The organism is Gemmatimonadaceae bacterium, assembly GCA_016720905.1.
GTDB lineage: Bacteria > Gemmatimonadota > Gemmatimonadetes > Gemmatimonadales > Gemmatimonadaceae > Gemmatimonas.
Genome location: JADKJT010000005.1, coordinates 236,270 through 252,876 on the forward strand (window position 1 = coordinate 236,270; position 16,607 = coordinate 252,876).

Genomic DNA, 16,607 nt, shown 5'->3' on the forward strand with positions numbered 1-16,607 from the left:
CACTCCACCATGCTGACTCGTCGCGCCGTGCTGGCATCGCTGGTGAGTGTCCTCGTGCCGGCGACCCTGCGTGCCCGCGGCTCGCTCGTGGTGCCGTCGGCCATCCATCCCACGCCGCGGCGGGGGATCACGGGCGCCAAGGTGCTCACGGCCGCGCAACTCGCCAGTTCACCGGATCTGATTGAGCTGTTCGACGGCATCCGCGCCATCCCGCAGATTGCCGACGGCATCGGGTGTCACTGCGGGTGCGCCGACTTCAACGGACACCGATCGCTGCTCACCTGCTACGAGGCCGACGCGATGGCCAAGAGCTGCCCCATCTGTCAGGGCGAAGGGCGGGTGGCGGTTCGGATGGCCAAAGCCAGGAAGTCACTCAACGAAATTCGCATCGCCATTGACGCGCAGTACGGCTGACGTGCACCACCACTTACCCCGTTCATTCATGACCCGGAATTTCCCCCGCGCCGTCGCCATGCTCCTGGTGGGCGCCTCTGTTGTTGCCGCTCCCACTCGTGCGGACGCGCAGATTCGCGCCAGTGAGTTGCAGAGTGTGGCCCAGACGGTGGACGGCACGACCATTCGGGTGACGTACTCACGACCGCGCATGCGCGGGCGCTGGCCGATTTTCGGTACCGAAGCGGTGCAGTGGGGCGAAGTGTGGACCCCGGGAGCCAACTGGGCCACGCTGTTGGAGACCAACAAGGACATCACTATCGGCACCAAGCGTGTGCCGAAAGGCAAGTACGGTGTGTGGTTCGTGGTGAGGAAAGACAGCGCCTGGACCATGCTGCTCGACCCCAAGTGGAAGCAGTTCCACATGGATCACCCCAAGCCCAACAGCACGCAGATTCATGTGCCACTGCGCGTCGACTCCGCGGCGGTTGAAGAAGTGCTGACGTTCTCCTTCCCGACCCTCAGCGCCAACGGCGGCACGCTGGCCATGCGCTGGGCCCGCACGCAGGTCAGCGCGGACTTCACGGTCACCCCGTCCTTATCCGATCTGCTTCCGGAAAAAGACGCGGCGCCCTATGTGGGGGTCTACGCCATGCGTGAGGGGAAGGCGAAGGCCGACTCCGGGCGTGTGATCGTGACGTACGAAGGCGGCGGGCTCAAGGCGCGCTTCGAGCCGGAGGACCCCTACATGAAGACGTTTGCGCTGATGCGCGTCGGCCCGAATGTCTTCACCGCCGGCCTCTACGAAAAGGGCGTGATTTACGAGGTGCTGAAGCCCGATATGATGTTCACGTTCACCCTGGTGCCGGGCAAACCCGTCACGTTTGAAGTGCGCGGCGAGGATGACGAGTTGTACTTCACCGGACGGCGAAAGCCATGAAAAGGGATCTCTGGCTGCGTGTGCGGCAGTACCACTTCGCTGACATCGTCCCCACCCAACTGTGGGGCCGCGTCGCTGAAGCCTTTGGCGGTACCGATGCCTCCACCAAGGCGTTTGCCAGCAAGATCGCCCGCAAACACGTCTGGAGCACGCACTTTGCACTGCGCGCCATCGACGAATACCGCAAGTTCGTGTTCCTTGGCGTCACCGGCGATGGCATCGTCACGCCCTCCAAGGTGATCGATACGGTGTGGCATGAGCACCTGCTGTTCACGCGCGCCTATCGCGAGTTCTGTCGTGACGTGCTGCAGCGGGATTTCGATCATCATCCGGAACTCATGCCCAGCGAGGAGCAGACTGGCGTGTACGCGCAGCAGTTCGAGGCGACGCTGGCCCGCTATCGCGCCGAATTCAACGTGCGGCCGCCGTGGGATATCTGGGGTACGCCCAAGTTCAAGCGTGATGACGCCACCGCGCAGGCCGATTCAGGCGCGGCAGTGGGCAGTGGAGACGTGCCCCTGTACCAGCAATTCGACGGCCATGGAGACACACCGGGGCACTTCGACATGCCGGAGTTCAACGCCGATTCGTCAGGCGGTGGCTTCTCCGGCGGCGGCGGCGGATCGGACTGGGGTGACGCGCACGGCACGGACAGCGACAGCGGGTCGGGTGACTCCGGCAGCGATGGCGGTTCCGGCTGTTCGTCAGGGTGCGGTGGCGGCGGCGACTGACGGCATCGCGCGAAAGACTTTCTCGTCGGCGATGGCCGTCATGCTGAAGATGAGGTGAATGTCAAGCTGCTCGCGAATGCGCGCCGACATGGCGTCGTCGTATATGCGCAGCACCAGCCGCAGGTTGGGCTCGAACGTGCGTGCGTTGAGGCCGATTTCCAGATTCACGAAGTCGTTGTTGATGACGGAGTAGAGCGCCTTGGCGCGCGTGACGCCCACCTCTTTCAGCACGCGCGGCAGGCGGGCGTCGCCGATGTACACATCGGCCCCCAACGATCGGAAGTGCTCAATCGTGGACGAGTCTTCATTGCGCTCCACGATCAACACGTGCTCGCCGCGGGCCAGCAGCCCTTCGGCAATGAAGTAGCCCAGCCGCCCGAGTCCGCACACGATGACATGATCGCGAATCGTATACGTGCGCCGACCCAGCGCCAGTTGCACCCGCCGCTTGATGATGCGATCGACCGTGAGCGAAAAAATCATCCAGATGAAGACGGTCGAGCCCAGAATCAGACCGATATCCATCAGCTTGGACACCGTGCTGGCGTTGAGCAGGTTGATGTCGCCATAGCCCACCGTGGCGACGGTGACCGTGACAAAGTACAGCGCGTCAATCCACGACAGCTGCTGCGCGGCGTGAAAATACGCCGTGGCGGCCACCAGCATCGACACGAAGCCCAGGCTGAGCTTCATGATGAGCGGATCGACGGGCTTCCGAATCCGGTCGTCGGCGATGCGCACCGGTCGGTAGCCCAGTGCGTGCGTCAGCGGCGCATCCAACGCATCGACAAACGCCGGCGCAGCGATCTTCGCAGGATTGAGCACGCGAACATTGGGATTGGCCGCCTGCAAGTGCGGCGCGATGTTCTCGTTGAACAGCGCCACCACCACCGGCAGGCGGCGATCCACTGACATCAGCGCGATCAGGAACTCGAGATTCACCTCATCGCGATCATCCACCAGGTACGCCGACGCGATGCCGCCGTGCCCCGCATCGCGCACCATGCGAACAATCGACTCGAACGTCGGCTCGCCTTCGGATGTCGGGCGGACGTGCTCCCGGGACAACGAAACGATTTCGCCGCCGCTGGCGCTGATCAGCGTACGAATGCGATGGGCAAGATGCCCGGAGCCCACGAGGATGGTGCGCACGCGAGGCTGCTATCGTCCCACCGCTGCCGGCGCGACATCGTTGGCCATCCACCACTGCCTTGGCAACGGCCGCTGCCTCGGCCACAGCTCCGCCAGGCTGTTGCCGTCGTACACCCGTCCGTTCTTCATCACGTAGCGGATGGTGTTGGTATTCTTGATGTCGTCCAGCGGGTTGCCATCCAGCACGAGAATATCGGCCAGCTTGCCGGCCTCCACCGAGCCGATGTCCTGCTGCAGCCCAATCGACTCGGCGCCGAATATCGTGGCCACGCGCAGCGCGTCCATGGGCTTCATGCCGCCCTTGGCAATGGTCCACAGTTCCCAGTGCACGCCAAGCCCCTGCAGCTGACCGTGGCCACCGAGCCCCACACGACCACCGGCTTCCACCACCTTCTTCGCCTGCTCGGCGAACAGCGTGAATGAGTATTCGCTGTCGCGGAACCACTGCGGGCGACGCAGTCCGCGCCGTTCAAGTTCGGAGAACGGCGTGAAGCGGGTGAGCTTGGCATCGCTCAGAATGTCATAGTGCTCGTACCACCAGTTCTCGGCCCACGGGCCGCCGTATTGCACCAGCAGCGTCGGCGTCCACGTGGTGCCGCTTTGTGCGAACAGCTGAACGGCGTCCTTGTACATGGGAGCAATGGGCAATGTGTGCTCGATGCCGGCATAGCCGTCCATCGCTTCCGTCATGTTCTTCTTGAAGTCCAGTCCGCCCTCGAGCGTGGGCGTGATCTTCTGCTCCTTCGCCGCCATGGCAATCCATTGCCGCTGACGCCGGTCGCCTGCCTGGTACTGCTTGATGGTTTCTGTGAGATAGAACTCGGAATACCGTTTCATGACGTCCTTGGCGTCATCGGCACTGGAGACGTTGTCCTGCGCGAAAATGCCGGGGCCGGTGGCGTAAATGCGGGGCCCGATGATCTGTCCCATGTCCACCGCATCGCCGTAGGAAATCACATCGGCTTGCGACGTTTGCGGATCGCGCGTGGTGGTCACGCCATATGCGAGATTGGCGGTGTACATGTACGGTTGCGGCGAATGCACGCCCCATTGCGGCCACATGTGCGCGTGGACGTCAACGAGCCCGGGCATGATGGTCTTGCCGGACACATCGATCACGCGGGCACCGGCGGGTACGGCGACCTTTCCTTGTGCGCCCACGCCGACAATGCGGTTGCCGGTGACCACCACATCACCGCGGGCAATCACGGCGTCGCCTTTCATGGTGATGATGCGCGCACCGCGCAACACCACACTGCCGGTAGGGCGGTCTTTCGTGGCAGTAATGGTGACATCGATGCGGGCGGCGTCATACACCGGCTTGCCCGCGGCGACGGTGGCACCACCCGCTGGGGCGGCGGCGGGCCGCGGCGGCGCCTTGAACGCCGAGTCGGCGGCCAGAGAATCGGCGCGGGCAATGTCGTACTGGAAGAACGAGCGACCCAACGAGTAGAACACACTCCGTGAATCGGCATTCCAGCCAATGAAGTCGCCGCCAATGCGCGAGAGGCGGCGGAACGGCACCGCGCCGCCCGTGGGCTGCTGCACGGAGACCGTTGGCGTCGTGCCGCCGGTCATTGGCAGTGGCACCACGAACAGCATGTTGTCGACTTGCGCCAGTACGCGTCGCCCGTCGGGAGATACCTGTAGTTGACTGGCCGGTCGTGCCTGGGCATTGGGACCGCCGCCCGGCGCCTGATATCCCGTGACTTTCAGGTGCGCCTGCCGATCAGTGCCGTCCCAGCGCATGGAGACCAGGCCGTCGCCACCTTCGTACAGCCAGATGCGCGACGTGTCGGCAGTGAAATGCGGTCCGGCGGCGTTGGTGAGTGTGGAAATGAAGTTCGGTGCGCCACCGGCCGCGGGAATCCACACGAGATCGGTGATGACGAGGTTGGGATTGATCTCGTCGTTGATGATCGCGCGTTGCGTGCGTGGTGCGCGGGCGGCGACAATGCGCGATCCCGTAGGGGAGTACATGATGTCGTCGTAGAACGCCGTCTGCGTGGTGAGTTTTTCCGGACGTCCGCCAGTGGCCGCAATGCGCCAGATATCGCCACCGTCTTCCGTCCACGACACGTACGCGATGTACTTGCCATCGGGCGACCACACCGGCGCATGTTCACCGTCGGTAGATGTGGTGAGCCGTTTCGGCGTACCCGACGGAAGATCCATCGTCCACAAGCGGTCGAGCGCCGAGAACACGAGGCGCTTGCCGTCGGGTGACGGACGTGCCCCGCGGATCTGTCGCACGGTGAGCGTGGTGTCGTTCACCGGGTAGTTGAAGCGCACCAGGTCGCCAAGCATCTGATCGACCTGCGCGGTGAACGGGATCTGCGTTTGCTTGCCCGAGGCGACATCGTGCGACCAGATCTTGCCGTGGTGCGCCAGGACAATGGCCTTCGAGTCGGGTGTCCACGAATACCCTGGCAGCAAGTCACGCGAGCCGCGCGACTCGATGTCGTCGCGTTGAATTTCGCTGGCCAGCCAATGTTCATCGCCCGACGCGAGATCGCGCAACTTGAGGCCGGTGACGGCCATCTTGCGTGACGCGTAGGCCAGCCACTTGCCATCGGGGCTGACGGCGGGGCGGAAGCCGGTGCCGAGGTTGAGCGTGCGTGTGGCGAGTCGTCCGGTGCTGCGATCGTACATCACCACCTGCGTGGTGCCCATCATCTGGTTGTAGCCGGCTGGACCTGTGCGCGCGCTGGCATACACATAGCGGCCATCGGGTGCGACCGACGCACCCATGAAGTTGGCCGGCGCGGTGCCGCCGCCACCGCCGCCTGCGGCTGGCGTTTGTCCGGTAAGCTTGAGTCCACTCCCACCCTGGCGATGATACAGCCACAAATCGTTGCTGCGCGAGACCACGACGTATTCGCCGTCGGGTGTCCAATCGGGTGACACGAATGACTGATTCGCACCGCGCGTGAGCGGGCGGAGATTCTTTCCGTCGGGGTCGATGAGATACAAGTTTTCGCTGCCCGACCGGTCACTCACGAACACAATGGACTTGCCGTCGGGTGAGAAGCGCGGTTGTCCGTCAAACGGCGTGCCACTGGTGATGCGTGTGGCGCCGCCGCCGGTGGCCGGCAGGGTGTAAATGTCGCCCAACAGGTCGAACACGATCAGGCGTCCGTCGGGCGAGAGGTCCAATGACAGCCAGGTGCCCTCGTCGGTGCTGAATTTGAGCGGGCGTGTCGGGATCAGCGGCAGTTCGCCATTGGGTGCTGTGCGACGCGAGGAGTCGGCGGCGGCCTGCGCGTTGGCGATCGTCGCGCTGATGCTCATCGCACCCGTCGCGAGCAGAGAGACGAACAGGGCGCGCTGGACAGTCGTTGCAGAGATCATGATCGCGTCGGGTAGTGGTAGGGCAGGCCGAGCCTGCCAACAAGTCACCATCCAAACTGCACGGCGGCTCCCAATTCAGCGAGGAGGGCGGCCCTCCTTGCACCATCGAAATCTCCGTGGTATGGTAAGAGTATGGCACGCACCGTCAAAATGACGTTTACGCTCGACGAAGACACCTCGGCGCGGATTGATCGCACGGCGCTGCGCCTTGGTATTCCCAAGAGCGCCGTGGTACGGGAGGCCGTGGCAGAGTATGCCGCGCGCGCTGGACGCACCAGCGAAGAAGAGCGGCTTCGTCTGCTGAGCGTGTTTGATGATTTGCTGACGAGAATACCGCTCCTCCCAGTGGACGCGGCGGATACCGAGCTCGCGGCGTTGAGACGCGCCCGGCAATCGGGTGGCCGACGTACTTCAGCGGCACGGACGAAGTGATTCTGCTCGACACCTCGGTATTGATCGATGCGTTGACCGGCGGTCGACGATTGGCGCCCGCATTGCGCCAGGCAATCGAGAGTGGTGAGCAGATCGCGATACCGACGTTGGTGCTCTATGAGTGGCAACGAGGACCTCGCCGCGACGAGGAACTGGCGGTGCAGGAGGCACTGTGGCCTGGCGAGAACGCGATTGCGTTTGGTGCCGACGAGGCGGCTATCGCAGCGGATTTGTATCGTGCCCTGCGCCATCCGCGTGGGCGAGAGATCGATCTCGCGATCGCGGCGTGTGCGATCTGCCGCGGTGCCGAACTCTGGACCATGAACGTGAAGGACTTTCGCGACGTACCCGGTCTGATGTTGTACAGACCGGGGCCGCGTGACTCGTAAGGCCCTCTCCTACCGAGGATGCACTACGCGACTTCGGAAAACAGCACCACCTGGTTCGTGCCGAACTGCTTGGCGCACTTCGGGCACGTGGCGTAGTAGAACAGATGCCGCTTGGTGTGGTACCCCTTGGCACTGACGTAAGCGTCCATCTCCTTCAACCACTTCCCGACGTCGCGGTAGGGTCCCTCAAAGACCTTGGTGAGGTAGTGCCCGCTCAGTGGCACCATGTCGGCGTCCGGCACCGGATGATTCACGGCCACATACATGTCCGATCCCCAAGGCGATACTTCGTCGGACAGCCACAGGGGATCCTCCGGATACGCCGCGGCCGCTTCAATCACCTTCTGGTCGCGGGCCATCACCGATCCCATGTTGAGCGGCACGTGCATCACGGCCCGCACATGGTCTTTCAGGAAGAGTTTGTTGGTCCACTGGAATTCGCGCTCGTTCCATTTCGCCACGTCGAGTCGCGCGCAGCAGCCGGTCTCGGTGTTGTCGTAATTCGTATCGGCGAGTTTCATAACGACCTCTACGGTTGTGATGTCAACCATCGCGAACGACACATCCAACAAGAAATCATGCGGCGGCATGGGTGACAGTCCATCTGGGCCTGCCTTACAACCCCGCGGGGATTGCCCGACACACCCCTCCCTTCCGGCCAAATCGGAGTTTCCATCTCCGCCATGCCTACCTCCCTAAAACCCAAGGAACTCACCCTTCGCGGCCTGATCTTCGGTGCGCTCATCACCACCGTGTTCACCGCCGCCAACGTCTACCTCGGCCTGAAGGTCGGTGGCGGCCTGCGCGTTGGCGGTTGTCGCGCTGGTGCTCATCGCCCAGGTTGCGAGCAGAGAGACGAGCAGGGCGCGCTGGACAGTCGGTGCAGAGATCATGATCGCGTCGGGTTGTAGTGGGGCAGGCCGAACCTACCGGCAAGTCACCGTTCAAACTGCACGCCGGCGGGCGTTTCAGCGAATCGCCTGGAAACACGCGAAATGGCACTGCGGTGGTCGGTCTTGATATCTAGGTGTACTAGGGTGCATAGTACATGCATGCTTCCGTTCTCGGTCACGCTCACCACCGGCGAATCGCCGTTCCGCCAGATCGTCTACGCCGCTACCAAAGCGGTGGTGTCGGGCGAACTGGTCGAAGGAAGTGCCTTTCCGTCGGTCCGCGAATTGAGCCAGACGCTCAAGATCAATCCAAATACCGCGCACAAAGTCGTCGCCGAGTTGGTGCGCAATGGCCTGCTGGAAGTGATGCCTGGGCTTGGTACGGTTGTGTCGGCAGGCCGAAAATCATCCGCTGCTGAACGTCGCGCGCTGCTCTCACGCGAGGTCGAGCAATTGGTGGTCGAGGCCATGCGGCTTGGGCTCAAAGAAGCCGATGTGGTGAATGCCTTGTCATTGCGGTGGGCGGAACTGTCGGCCCCAGTTGGCGTCTCAAAATCGGCCGCTTCTGCGGTCACTACGGGTCGCAACGCATGAACGCTTCGTCGCAACCTCCGATTGCTGTTCGGGAGATGTCGCCTCGCTTCGGAAGGAAGCTGGTGCTCGATAACCTGGCATTTGACGTGCCGCGTGCAACGCGGACAGTCGTCAAGTCTCGGTCCAACCACGAACGTGACGCACGTTGTCGGCCGCGACTTCAAGCAGAATGACAGCTTGCGGATGCGACGTCAGTACAACCTGAGACGTCTGTCCACCGATCAACCCGGTGGTACCGACGTTCACTTGTATCAATTCAGCTACTAGCAAGCGCTGATAGTGCTACCGGGCACGAGTGTCCTGCGGGCGAAATGGAGAGAGGACGATCGTGCTTTCGGAATGCGAATGCTGGCGGAATCCGGACGCGCGAATGCACCGCAGTCGGCGCCTCGTTCCCAAACGTCACGACAAGGTGCCGCACTGGAGCTGGTTCGCTGGAACGTGGTCGCGAGTTATCCAAGGTCGGTCGAGCGCGTGGTGCGGTGACACAGTGCCCGTCCGTTAGGCGACTTGAGAGAACAGCACCACCTGGTTGGTGCCGAATGCTCCCTCAGAGACCTTGGTCAGATAGTGCCGCTCATGGCACTAAGTCGGCGGACTGCCGCTACGCGACTTCGGAAAACGGCACTACAGTGGTATCGTGGCGATCATGGGGTGACGATCAGGTAGATCGATGCCGCTGCCCCTATGAGGTCGGCACGCACCTCTACGCCGGTGGCTTGCGTGACGGACCGCGCAGTGATCGTGTAGAAGTAGGCGGGATTGGGGCCCGGAGGGTTCGGCGTGATGGTGAGCGCGGCATTGGGCGCCAGCGGAAAGTGTAGCCCGAGTTGCTCGATGGTCTTCGTGGAATTCGTGATCTGGACTCCGTTCACATCGCGCACGAGCACTTGCACGATCATCGATTCACCGACGGCAAGCCGTCGCCGGTCGGTGGGCGTCAGGATTTCCACGGCGCCCAAGTGATCCGATCCGGGGGCTACTTTGTACACCGTCAGTCCTGTCTGATAAGACACGGTCTGGCCGTTCTTTGTGTAGCGCACGGTGATGGTGGTGACTCCCGTTGGCCCCGTGGCTCCGACGCCGGTAGCGACTGCAAGTCCCGGCGACACGGCCGCGATTGTCGCGACGTTCACGTTGGACGACTCGTACGAGAGCACTCCACCGTCATTGCTGAGCGCGACCTCGTTCCCCAGCGCATTTAGCAGCTTTACGCGGTACGTGAGTGCGGCCGGCACCGTGATCTCGGCGTTGATCGGATCGAAGTACACGGCCACTACCTGTCCCGCCGCGGCGGCGGTCACCGTCACCGACAGGGTTGCCTGTTGTTCGGCCACTGCGCTGAAGCCGCGCACCAGTACGGGGTACGTGCCGGGCAAGACCGCTGATGTCGCCGACACATTGTAGGTGAGCGTGTTGCCAGTAAAGCTCGTCGATGTGGCCTGTACTGTGAGACCGGCCGGGGTACCGCTCACCTGCGTGCCGATGCCTCCAACGAAGCCGCCTGTCCGGGTGACGGCGATTGTCCCTACGGTGGGAGCGCTGATGCCTTGCACCACGCTGACCGCGCCGGCGGCGAGTGTGTACCCTGGAACGACCGCAGGTATGACGGTGATCTGGCTGATTGCGGATACCGTAGTTCCGGGTTGCACGTAGGTGGCAGTCACGGTCACCGGGTTGGCGGAGGGTGCGACGCCTGTCACGGTGGCGGTGTTGCTGCCGGGCTTCGCGACGGTCAGGCTGATCGCGTTGGACGATGACCAGTTCACGTCGACAGTGCCAATGGCGTTGGTAACCGTCGCCACCAGCGAAGCGCTCTTGCCAACTTCAACGGTGGCTGAGGTCGGCGTGACGGCGATGACAGGAGGTGGCGGCACTGCGACGCAGGTCAGCGTGGTCGATGCGTTGAGCGCGGTGCCGATCCTCGTTCCCTTGATGGACGCCGTGCCGGGTGTCACGCAGGTCGCGAGCCCCGTTGGACTGAGCGTCGCGCTGCCCGCATTCGCCAACTGCCATTGCACGCCGGAAACCGGAAAGTGGTCCTGGTCGATCAAACGATATTGCCGCGCGCTGCCCACTTGCACAGGCGTCGAGGCGCTGCTCGGGTCGTTCACTGGTCCCTCGTCTGGGGCTGTGACCACGCGCACGGACGCGCCCACAAGCACCAGCACTGTCTTCTCCAGAAAGAATGGCGATTTCGGCGCCTTGCTGGCGGGGTTCACTTCGGCAAGCGGCTTGTAGTGCTCCATGTAATCCGAGGTGGCTTTCTTGTATGAGATCTTGATAGTGGCCTGCCCCTGTGAAACGCCCCGTACCACGATGGGATCGCGCGACGACGTGACCACCTGCCCGTCGGGCTCTCCCGTGCCAAGTCCGAACAGCGGCGTAAGCGCCGCGACGCCCTGATTGGACGACGGTCCCCATACGAGAACGCCGGTGGTCACAGCCGACCCATTGTTGTACCGGGGCGCGGCCGGTAACAGTGTGGAGTCGCCGATGGCCAGGACAATGATGTCCGGGGCATCAAGCATGTTGGGCGGTGACGGGAGGACAATGATCCGGTGAGTGTAGGAGACGCCGCTTCGGAGCGTGATGCCCCCGAGGGGAGCAAAGGAAACCGTGGCTTCACCGACGCCAACTACGCGGACATAGGCGTCGTTGCGAATGAGGTTGGCGACGGTTCCTGATTCGACGTGCGTGATGCTGTTGAGCGCCGCGGCGACGCTTGGTGCCGTCGTGGTCCACTGCAGGTCGAAATTGCCCACGCCTTGACAAAGTCTGTCGCTCTCGCAGGACGGGCTGAACAGTTTGGGCATGACGTAGGCGATGGTGTCACCCACAAACGACGTATCCACTCGAAGACTGGGCGAGATCCTGGAGATGCTGGTGTCGCCGAGTTTCGTGATGTCGGTGACGGCGCAGCTGGAGAGCAGCCAGGACGCGACCAGCAGGCTGACGCGATACAAGGCTGGCACGCTTCTCGCACGTTTGAGAGTCGGTTGGATCATTGGTCGTGGTGCCGAAGTGGGCGCGGGCCGCAGCTAATCATCGCGAAGATCGGAGTTCCCGCTACATTACCAACGCAGGAAAAGCCATCCGATCGGCTCATCCGACACCGAAATCCTCCGGGGTGCCCTGTGTCCGCTCCTGATCCGCACGACCTCGCCACGTCCGCAATCGACGGGAGGACCCTTGACAAGGCGGCCCTTGATGCGCTGTTGCCCGCCGTGTACGGCGAACTGCATGCGCTCGCTGAGCGCTACCTGCGAGTCGAGCGTCCCGATCACACCCCTGCAGCCGACGGCTCTCGTCCACGAAGACCTACATTCGCCTGAGTAACCAACGGCATGTTAACTGGATGGACCGAGACCAGTTCTTCGGGATTCTGCACATGATGCGTCGCATCCTCGTGAACCACGCCGAAGCGCGAAACGCCGCCAAGCGCGGTGGTCAGGTAACCCAGTCACACTCGACGAATCGATCTCGTGATCTGGCGGACGAGACCTCGACCTCATCGAGCTGGACGAAGCACTCACGCGACTGGCCGCGTTCGATCCGCGACAGGCGCGCGTAGTTGAACTGCGTTTCTTCGCCGGGCTTGATATCAACGAGACGGCCGGCGTGATTGGCATCTCGGCAGCTACCGTCAAGCGCGAATGGAGCGTAGCAAAGGCATGGCTCCGACGAGAGCTGACGCGCGAATAGCGCGACGTACACCGATGACTCCGACGCAATGGGAACTCGTCAAGTCGTTGTTTCTCGACGCGCTCGATCAGCCGCCGGCTGAACGCGCGACTTTTGTTGCTCGACGGGCCGGTGCTGACGAAGCGCTCAGAGAAAGTGTCGAATCGCTCCTCGCCTCGCACGATGAATCCGGCGAGTTCATGGAGACCCCAGCAGCCGCGTTGCACATAAATGCATTGACGGAACCGCTGCCGTCAGGAGGGCGGGTCGGCTGCTACCGGCTGCTCAAGGAAATCGGGCGGGGCGGCATGGGAGCGGTCTATCTCGCTGCGCGCGACGACGGCGAGTTCCAATTTCGTGTTGCCGTCAAGCTGGTCAAGCGCGGCATGGATACGGATCGCATTCTCGCCCGATTCCGTCACGAACGGCAGATTCTCGCCGGACTCGATCATCCCAACATCGCACGATTGCTGGATGGGGGCACCACTGACGACGGGCGTCCGTATTTCGTCATGGAGTTCGTCGATGGTCAATCCGTCTGTGACTACTGCGAGTCACGCGGATTGGGCGTCACCGAACGGCTGATGCTGTTTCGGACCGTTTGCGCGGCCGTACAGTATGCGCACCAGAACCTGGTCGTCCATCGTGACATCAAGGCCGGTAACATCATCGTCACAGACACGGGTGTCCCGAAACTCCTGGACTTCGGAATCGCGAGGTTGCTCGATGCTGAGGCCACCGCCGTCCGCAGCGTGGTCACCGACACGGTGCACGCCATGACGCCGGAGTACGCCAGCCCTGAACAGCTCCGGGCGAACCGGTCCGACGGTTACCGACGTCTATTCACTTGGCGTGCTGCTCTTTGAAGTACTGACGGGCCACAGACCGTACTCGACTCGCGGTAGCCGCAAACCGAACGATATCGCGTGGTCTGTGACTTTGAGGCCTCCACTGCCGAGCGATGCCGTCGCTCCGGGACCGGACAGCGGCGCACGGCGACATCGCCTTGCGGAGACCCCGACTCCACGCCATTCCTGGTAGCGATGCGGAAGGATCCACAGCGTCGCTACAACTCGGTAAACCATTTGTCGAGACTAACCGCCGCTTCCTCATGGAGCCGCCCACGGTCACCGCGCGGCGCGGCAAATTGGCATACCGGGCCAGGAAGTTTGCCCGCCGCAATCGAGGCACCTTGGCGGCCTCTGCTGTGCCTACCATGCGCCCGCTCACATCAGCGGCGTGGCCGCGACCCTGGCGGAACGAAGTGCACGCAACGAACGGGGCCCGCGCCGAACGTCGGTTCAGCGAGGTGCGGACGCTGGCGACGTCGTTCCTGTTCGACGCTGCGCGTTACAATCGTCCAACCTGCCTGGATCGACGGCGCGCAGCGCCTCGCTGGTGACGGGCCCTCGTGCATCACTCGACGGACTCGCTGTGAGGCGCAAGGTGACCCCGTGCTCCAGCACGAACTTGCGGTGGCGTACCGAAAGTCGGCGATGTACAGGGGCATTGCCTACAATTCGAACCTTGGCCAAACACGGGGTGCGCTGCGGGCTATCCGCAAGTCGGTCGAGCTGCTGGAGCGCCTGACGCCGACCGGAGATAAGCAGTGCCACGGGCGCTATCGAAGGGTCATGTGAACGTTGCCCGGAGATACTGGCGACGACGGGCGAGCCGCGAGGGCGTACCGCCAACATATGACCGTGCAAAAAGTGCTGCTGCTCGGCCTCTTGGCACGCAATCCGACCGATGCAATCAACCACGCATGCTGGCCACCTTATGCCCGAGATCGGCGATACGAAAGTCAGGACGGCTACACCAACGTCGGTGACACACGGGGCGCTGGCGAGCTATCGCGCGTCGGTAGCCCCCTGCGCGAAGTCACTTTTCGTGATGTCGCCGAAGAACATCGACACCCGGGGAGGTCTCGCCAACAGCCTGATGAATTTGGGCTACCTGGCGTCGGCACCCGGCGACGCCGCTGGAGCAAACCAGGTGCGGCGCTCGGTCGACCTGCTTGGGGCTGTCGTCGCTGAACGACCAACGACGCGACGCGGCGCAGCGAACTCCTGTCCGGATATGCGCGTCTGCGACAGCCGTTGGCAGACGACAGTCCGGTTGACGAGGCCATCGCGGTCGATCGGCGGATCCTGTCAATGCCAGGGAGATGATCGCCGCCCGACACCGGAACGCGCACACCAGCGAAACCCCAGTGCGACGTTTAACTCTCTGGGACGGGATCACCGCGCATCGGTCGGGCCCGACCGCCGTTGGCAACCACCGTCGCGCGGGTGGGCGTCGCCGGACGGTTGGCCACGTCCGACACGGGCAGTGCCGAGCAACGCCACGGCATGCCGATCAATCGTTACTTCGCTCGCGGAAGCGTTGGCCGCCGCACTGAGCCTGGTGCCGCGCTCGTGCAACACCATCCGGGCCGCGGCGATGAAGCAAGCGCTCCACGCCGATCGAAAAATCGAACACACGACATGCGGACGATCTCGCCGTGATCTACGCCGGCACGGCGGAGAATTGCGGTGATGGTAGACAAGAAGGACTACGACGGCGCAGAGGCTGCCATGCGGCAGTCGACTTCCGCTCGCCGAAGCCGCCGCTGGGCGTGACGTACAGAATCCGGAAAGTCAAGTGATCCTCGCTTCGACATACTGCAGCCGAGTCGCCTGTCAGCGACGGAGCGTCGAGGCGGTCAACAGCCTCGAACGCTGCAACCCGTTGTGAGGAGTCGGCTGAGCGGTATCGAAACCTGATGATCTGGCAACGGCTACTGGAGTCGGGCGCGCTGCCCGTCGTGGCAACGGCGAAACGAGAGCGCACAAGGCGATCGCACGGTGCCTCTCTGAAGTGACTCGCTGATTCAGCTTCCTTACCGCATCACTTTCCCTTGCGCGCCAGTCAGGTTACCACAATCCTCGCCATGCCTACCTCACTTAAAACCCAAAGAACTCACCGCGCGCGCCCTCATTCTGGGCGCTGTCCTCACGTTCGTCTTCACCGCGGCGAACGTCTATCTCGGCCTCAAGGTCGGCCTCACCTTCGCCTCCTCGATCCCGGCGGCGGTGATCTCGATGGCGATCCTGAGCGCCGTCAAGAACTCGTCGATCCTCGAGAACAACATCGTCCAGACGGTGGCGTCGGCCGCCGGGACGCTCTCGGCGATCATCTTCGTCCTGCCGGGGCTCGTCATCGTCGGGTGGTGGACGGGCTTCCCCTTCTGGCAGTCGTTCCTCATCTGCGTGAGTGGCGGCGTGCTGGGGGTCCTCTTCACCATCCCGCTGCGCCGCGCGCTGGTGACCACGTCAGACCTCCCGTATCCGGAAGGTGTGGCGGCGGCCGAAGTGCTCAAGGTGGGATCAGGGACGCGCGGGGAGCTTGGCGACGACGCCGGTGAGTCCAAAGAAGGGCTGCGGGCGGTGGTACTCGGCGCAGTTGCTTCCGGCGGTTTGGCCGTGATCGCGGCCACGCGCATCGCCTCGGCCGAACTGGCGGGATTCTTCAGGCTTGGCGCAACGGCGTCGTCGGGATACAGCGTCGCCTGGTCACTCGCGCTCCTGGGGGCGGGACACCTGGTCGGACTCTCCGTAGGTCTGGCGATGCTCACGGGGCTCATCATCGCGTGGGGGGTGGCGGTGCCGTGGCTCACGTCGATCACACCGATCGCCGAAGGGGTGGAGCTCGCGGCGCACACCGGGGTGATCTGGAGCCGGCAGGTGCGCTTCATCGGCGCTGGTGCCATTGCCGTCGCGGCGATCTACACGCTCGCCCGACTGACGAAGCCGGTAGTGGGGGGACTCATCACCACGCTCACCCCTTCGCGCTCCACCGCGGCGGTGCCCGACACCGAACGCGACATCTCGCCGCCGTGGATCATCGGGCTTACCGCGATCTGTGTGGCGATCGCCGCGTGGCTCGCGTGGAGCTTTGCCAGCTCCACTGTGCTCGCCTCCAGTGCGCTCGCCCTCACGCTGGTGGCGGCCCCGCTGGTACTCGTCGTGGCTTCGTGATCGCCGGGATCTGCGGCTACATGGCGGGG

Annotated in this window: 13 protein-coding genes and 1 pseudogene; 9 read left to right on the forward strand and 5 right to left on the reverse strand. The window is 63.4% G+C overall.

Annotation, left to right across the window (positions count from 1 at the left end):
• Positions 1-9 precede the first annotated feature (9 nt).
• The 3 genes from IPP90_07170 to IPP90_07180 are packed head-to-tail and all read left to right on the forward strand — an operon-like array spanning position 10 to position 2,064.
• On the forward strand, positions 10-414 hold the full coding sequence (locus IPP90_07170; protein ID MBL0170504.1) for a hypothetical protein: 405 nt from the start codon (positions 10-12) through the stop codon (positions 412-414).
• Between the two features lie 28 nt (positions 415-442).
• On the forward strand, positions 443-1,333 hold the full coding sequence (locus IPP90_07175; GenBank protein ID MBL0170505.1) for a DUF2911 domain-containing protein: 891 nt from the start codon (positions 443-445) through the stop codon (positions 1,331-1,333).
• Entirely contained in the window at positions 1,330-2,064 is a 735-nt protein-coding gene (locus IPP90_07180; GenBank protein MBL0170506.1) for a hypothetical protein, read from the forward strand. Before IPP90_07175 ends, IPP90_07180 begins: the two co-directional genes overlap by 4 nt.
• On the opposite strand, the gene IPP90_07185 is transcribed toward IPP90_07180, so the two are convergent.
• Positions 2,038-3,216 carry a potassium channel family protein gene (locus IPP90_07185; protein MBL0170507.1) on the reverse strand — a complete coding sequence of 393 codons (1,179 nt, stop codon included), beginning with the start codon at positions 3,214-3,216 and terminating at the stop codon, positions 2,038-2,040. The two genes, IPP90_07180 and IPP90_07185, sit on opposite strands and share 27 nt — an antisense overlap.
• A 9-nt stretch (positions 3,217-3,225) precedes the next feature.
• Positions 3,226-6,567 (reverse strand): PD40 domain-containing protein, encoded by a 3,342-nt coding sequence (locus tag IPP90_07190; GenBank protein MBL0170508.1) that lies wholly within the window; start codon positions 6,565-6,567, stop codon positions 3,226-3,228.
• 132 nt (positions 6,568-6,699) lie between these two features.
• On the opposite strand from IPP90_07190, the gene IPP90_07195 reads away from it, so the two are divergent.
• Entirely contained in the window at positions 6,700-6,999 is a 300-nt protein-coding gene (locus IPP90_07195) for a ribbon-helix-helix protein, CopG family (protein MBL0170509.1), read from the forward strand.
• Entirely contained in the window at positions 6,996-7,388 is a 393-nt protein-coding gene (locus tag IPP90_07200; GenBank protein ID MBL0170510.1) for a type II toxin-antitoxin system VapC family toxin, read from the forward strand. Before IPP90_07195 ends, IPP90_07200 begins: the two co-directional genes overlap by 4 nt.
• A gap of 23 nt (positions 7,389-7,411) precedes the next feature.
• Here IPP90_07200 and IPP90_07205 read toward each other — a convergent pair whose 3' ends face one another.
• Positions 7,412-7,909: a hypothetical protein gene (locus tag IPP90_07205; GenBank protein MBL0170511.1), complete on the reverse strand. Its 498-nt coding sequence runs from the start codon at positions 7,907-7,909 to the stop codon at positions 7,412-7,414.
• 174 nt (positions 7,910-8,083) lie between these two features.
• The gene (locus IPP90_07210) at positions 8,084-8,281 is read right to left on the reverse strand and encodes a hypothetical protein (GenBank protein MBL0170512.1); all 198 of its coding nucleotides are present in this window, start codon (positions 8,279-8,281) and stop codon (positions 8,084-8,086) included.
• A 159-nt stretch (positions 8,282-8,440) separates the two neighbouring features.
• On the opposite strand from IPP90_07210, the gene IPP90_07215 reads away from it, so the two are divergent.
• On the forward strand, positions 8,441-8,875 hold the full coding sequence (locus IPP90_07215; protein ID MBL0170513.1) for a GntR family transcriptional regulator: 435 nt from the start codon (positions 8,441-8,443) through the stop codon (positions 8,873-8,875).
• A gap of 647 nt (positions 8,876-9,522) precedes the next feature.
• Here the strand turns inward: IPP90_07215 and IPP90_07220 are convergent.
• Positions 9,523-11,883 (reverse strand): hypothetical protein, encoded by a 2,361-nt coding sequence (locus IPP90_07220; protein MBL0170514.1) that lies wholly within the window; start codon positions 11,881-11,883, stop codon positions 9,523-9,525.
• Between the two features lie 129 nt (positions 11,884-12,012).
• On the opposite strand from IPP90_07220, the pseudogene IPP90_07225 reads away from it, so the two are divergent.
• The 3 genes and pseudogenes from IPP90_07225 to IPP90_07235 all read left to right on the forward strand — a co-directional run bounded on the left by IPP90_07225 (position 12,013) and on the right by IPP90_07235 (position 16,578).
• Positions 12,013-12,580 (forward strand): annotated as a pseudogene (locus IPP90_07225) (RNA polymerase subunit sigma-70).
• Between the two features lie 14 nt (positions 12,581-12,594).
• Complete coding sequence (locus tag IPP90_07230) at positions 12,595-13,425, forward strand: serine/threonine protein kinase (protein ID MBL0170515.1); 831 nt, start codon at positions 12,595-12,597, stop codon at positions 13,423-13,425.
• Between the two features lie 2,001 nt (positions 13,426-15,426).
• Complete coding sequence (locus IPP90_07235; protein ID MBL0170516.1) at positions 15,427-16,578, forward strand: oligopeptide transporter, OPT family; 1,152 nt, start codon at positions 15,427-15,429, stop codon at positions 16,576-16,578.
• Positions 16,579-16,607: the final 29 nt, after the last annotated feature.

Coding starts and splice junctions, on each gene's coding strand:
- IPP90_07170 (MBL0170504.1), top strand. CDS start 10: ATGCTGACTCGTCGCGCCGTGCTGGCATCGCTGGTGAGTGTCCTCGTG.
- IPP90_07175 (MBL0170505.1), top strand. CDS start 443: ATGACCCGGAATTTCCCCCGCGCCGTCGCCATGCTCCTGGTGGGCGCC.
- IPP90_07180 (MBL0170506.1), top strand. CDS start 1,330: ATGAAAAGGGATCTCTGGCTGCGTGTGCGGCAGTACCACTTCGCTGAC.
- IPP90_07190 (MBL0170508.1), bottom strand. CDS start 6,567: ATGATCTCTGCAACGACTGTCCAGCGCGCCCTGTTCGTCTCTCTGCTC.
- IPP90_07195 (MBL0170509.1), top strand. CDS start 6,700: ATGGCACGCACCGTCAAAATGACGTTTACGCTCGACGAAGACACCTCG.
- IPP90_07205 (MBL0170511.1), bottom strand. CDS start 7,909: ATGAAACTCGCCGATACGAATTACGACAACACCGAGACCGGCTGCTGC.
- IPP90_07210 (MBL0170512.1), bottom strand. CDS start 8,281: ATGATCTCTGCACCGACTGTCCAGCGCGCCCTGCTCGTCTCTCTGCTC.
- IPP90_07215 (MBL0170513.1), top strand. CDS start 8,441: ATGCTTCCGTTCTCGGTCACGCTCACCACCGGCGAATCGCCGTTCCGC.
- IPP90_07220 (MBL0170514.1), bottom strand. CDS start 11,883: ATGATCCAACCGACTCTCAAACGTGCGAGAAGCGTGCCAGCCTTGTAT.
- IPP90_07230 (MBL0170515.1), top strand. CDS start 12,595: ATGACTCCGACGCAATGGGAACTCGTCAAGTCGTTGTTTCTCGACGCG.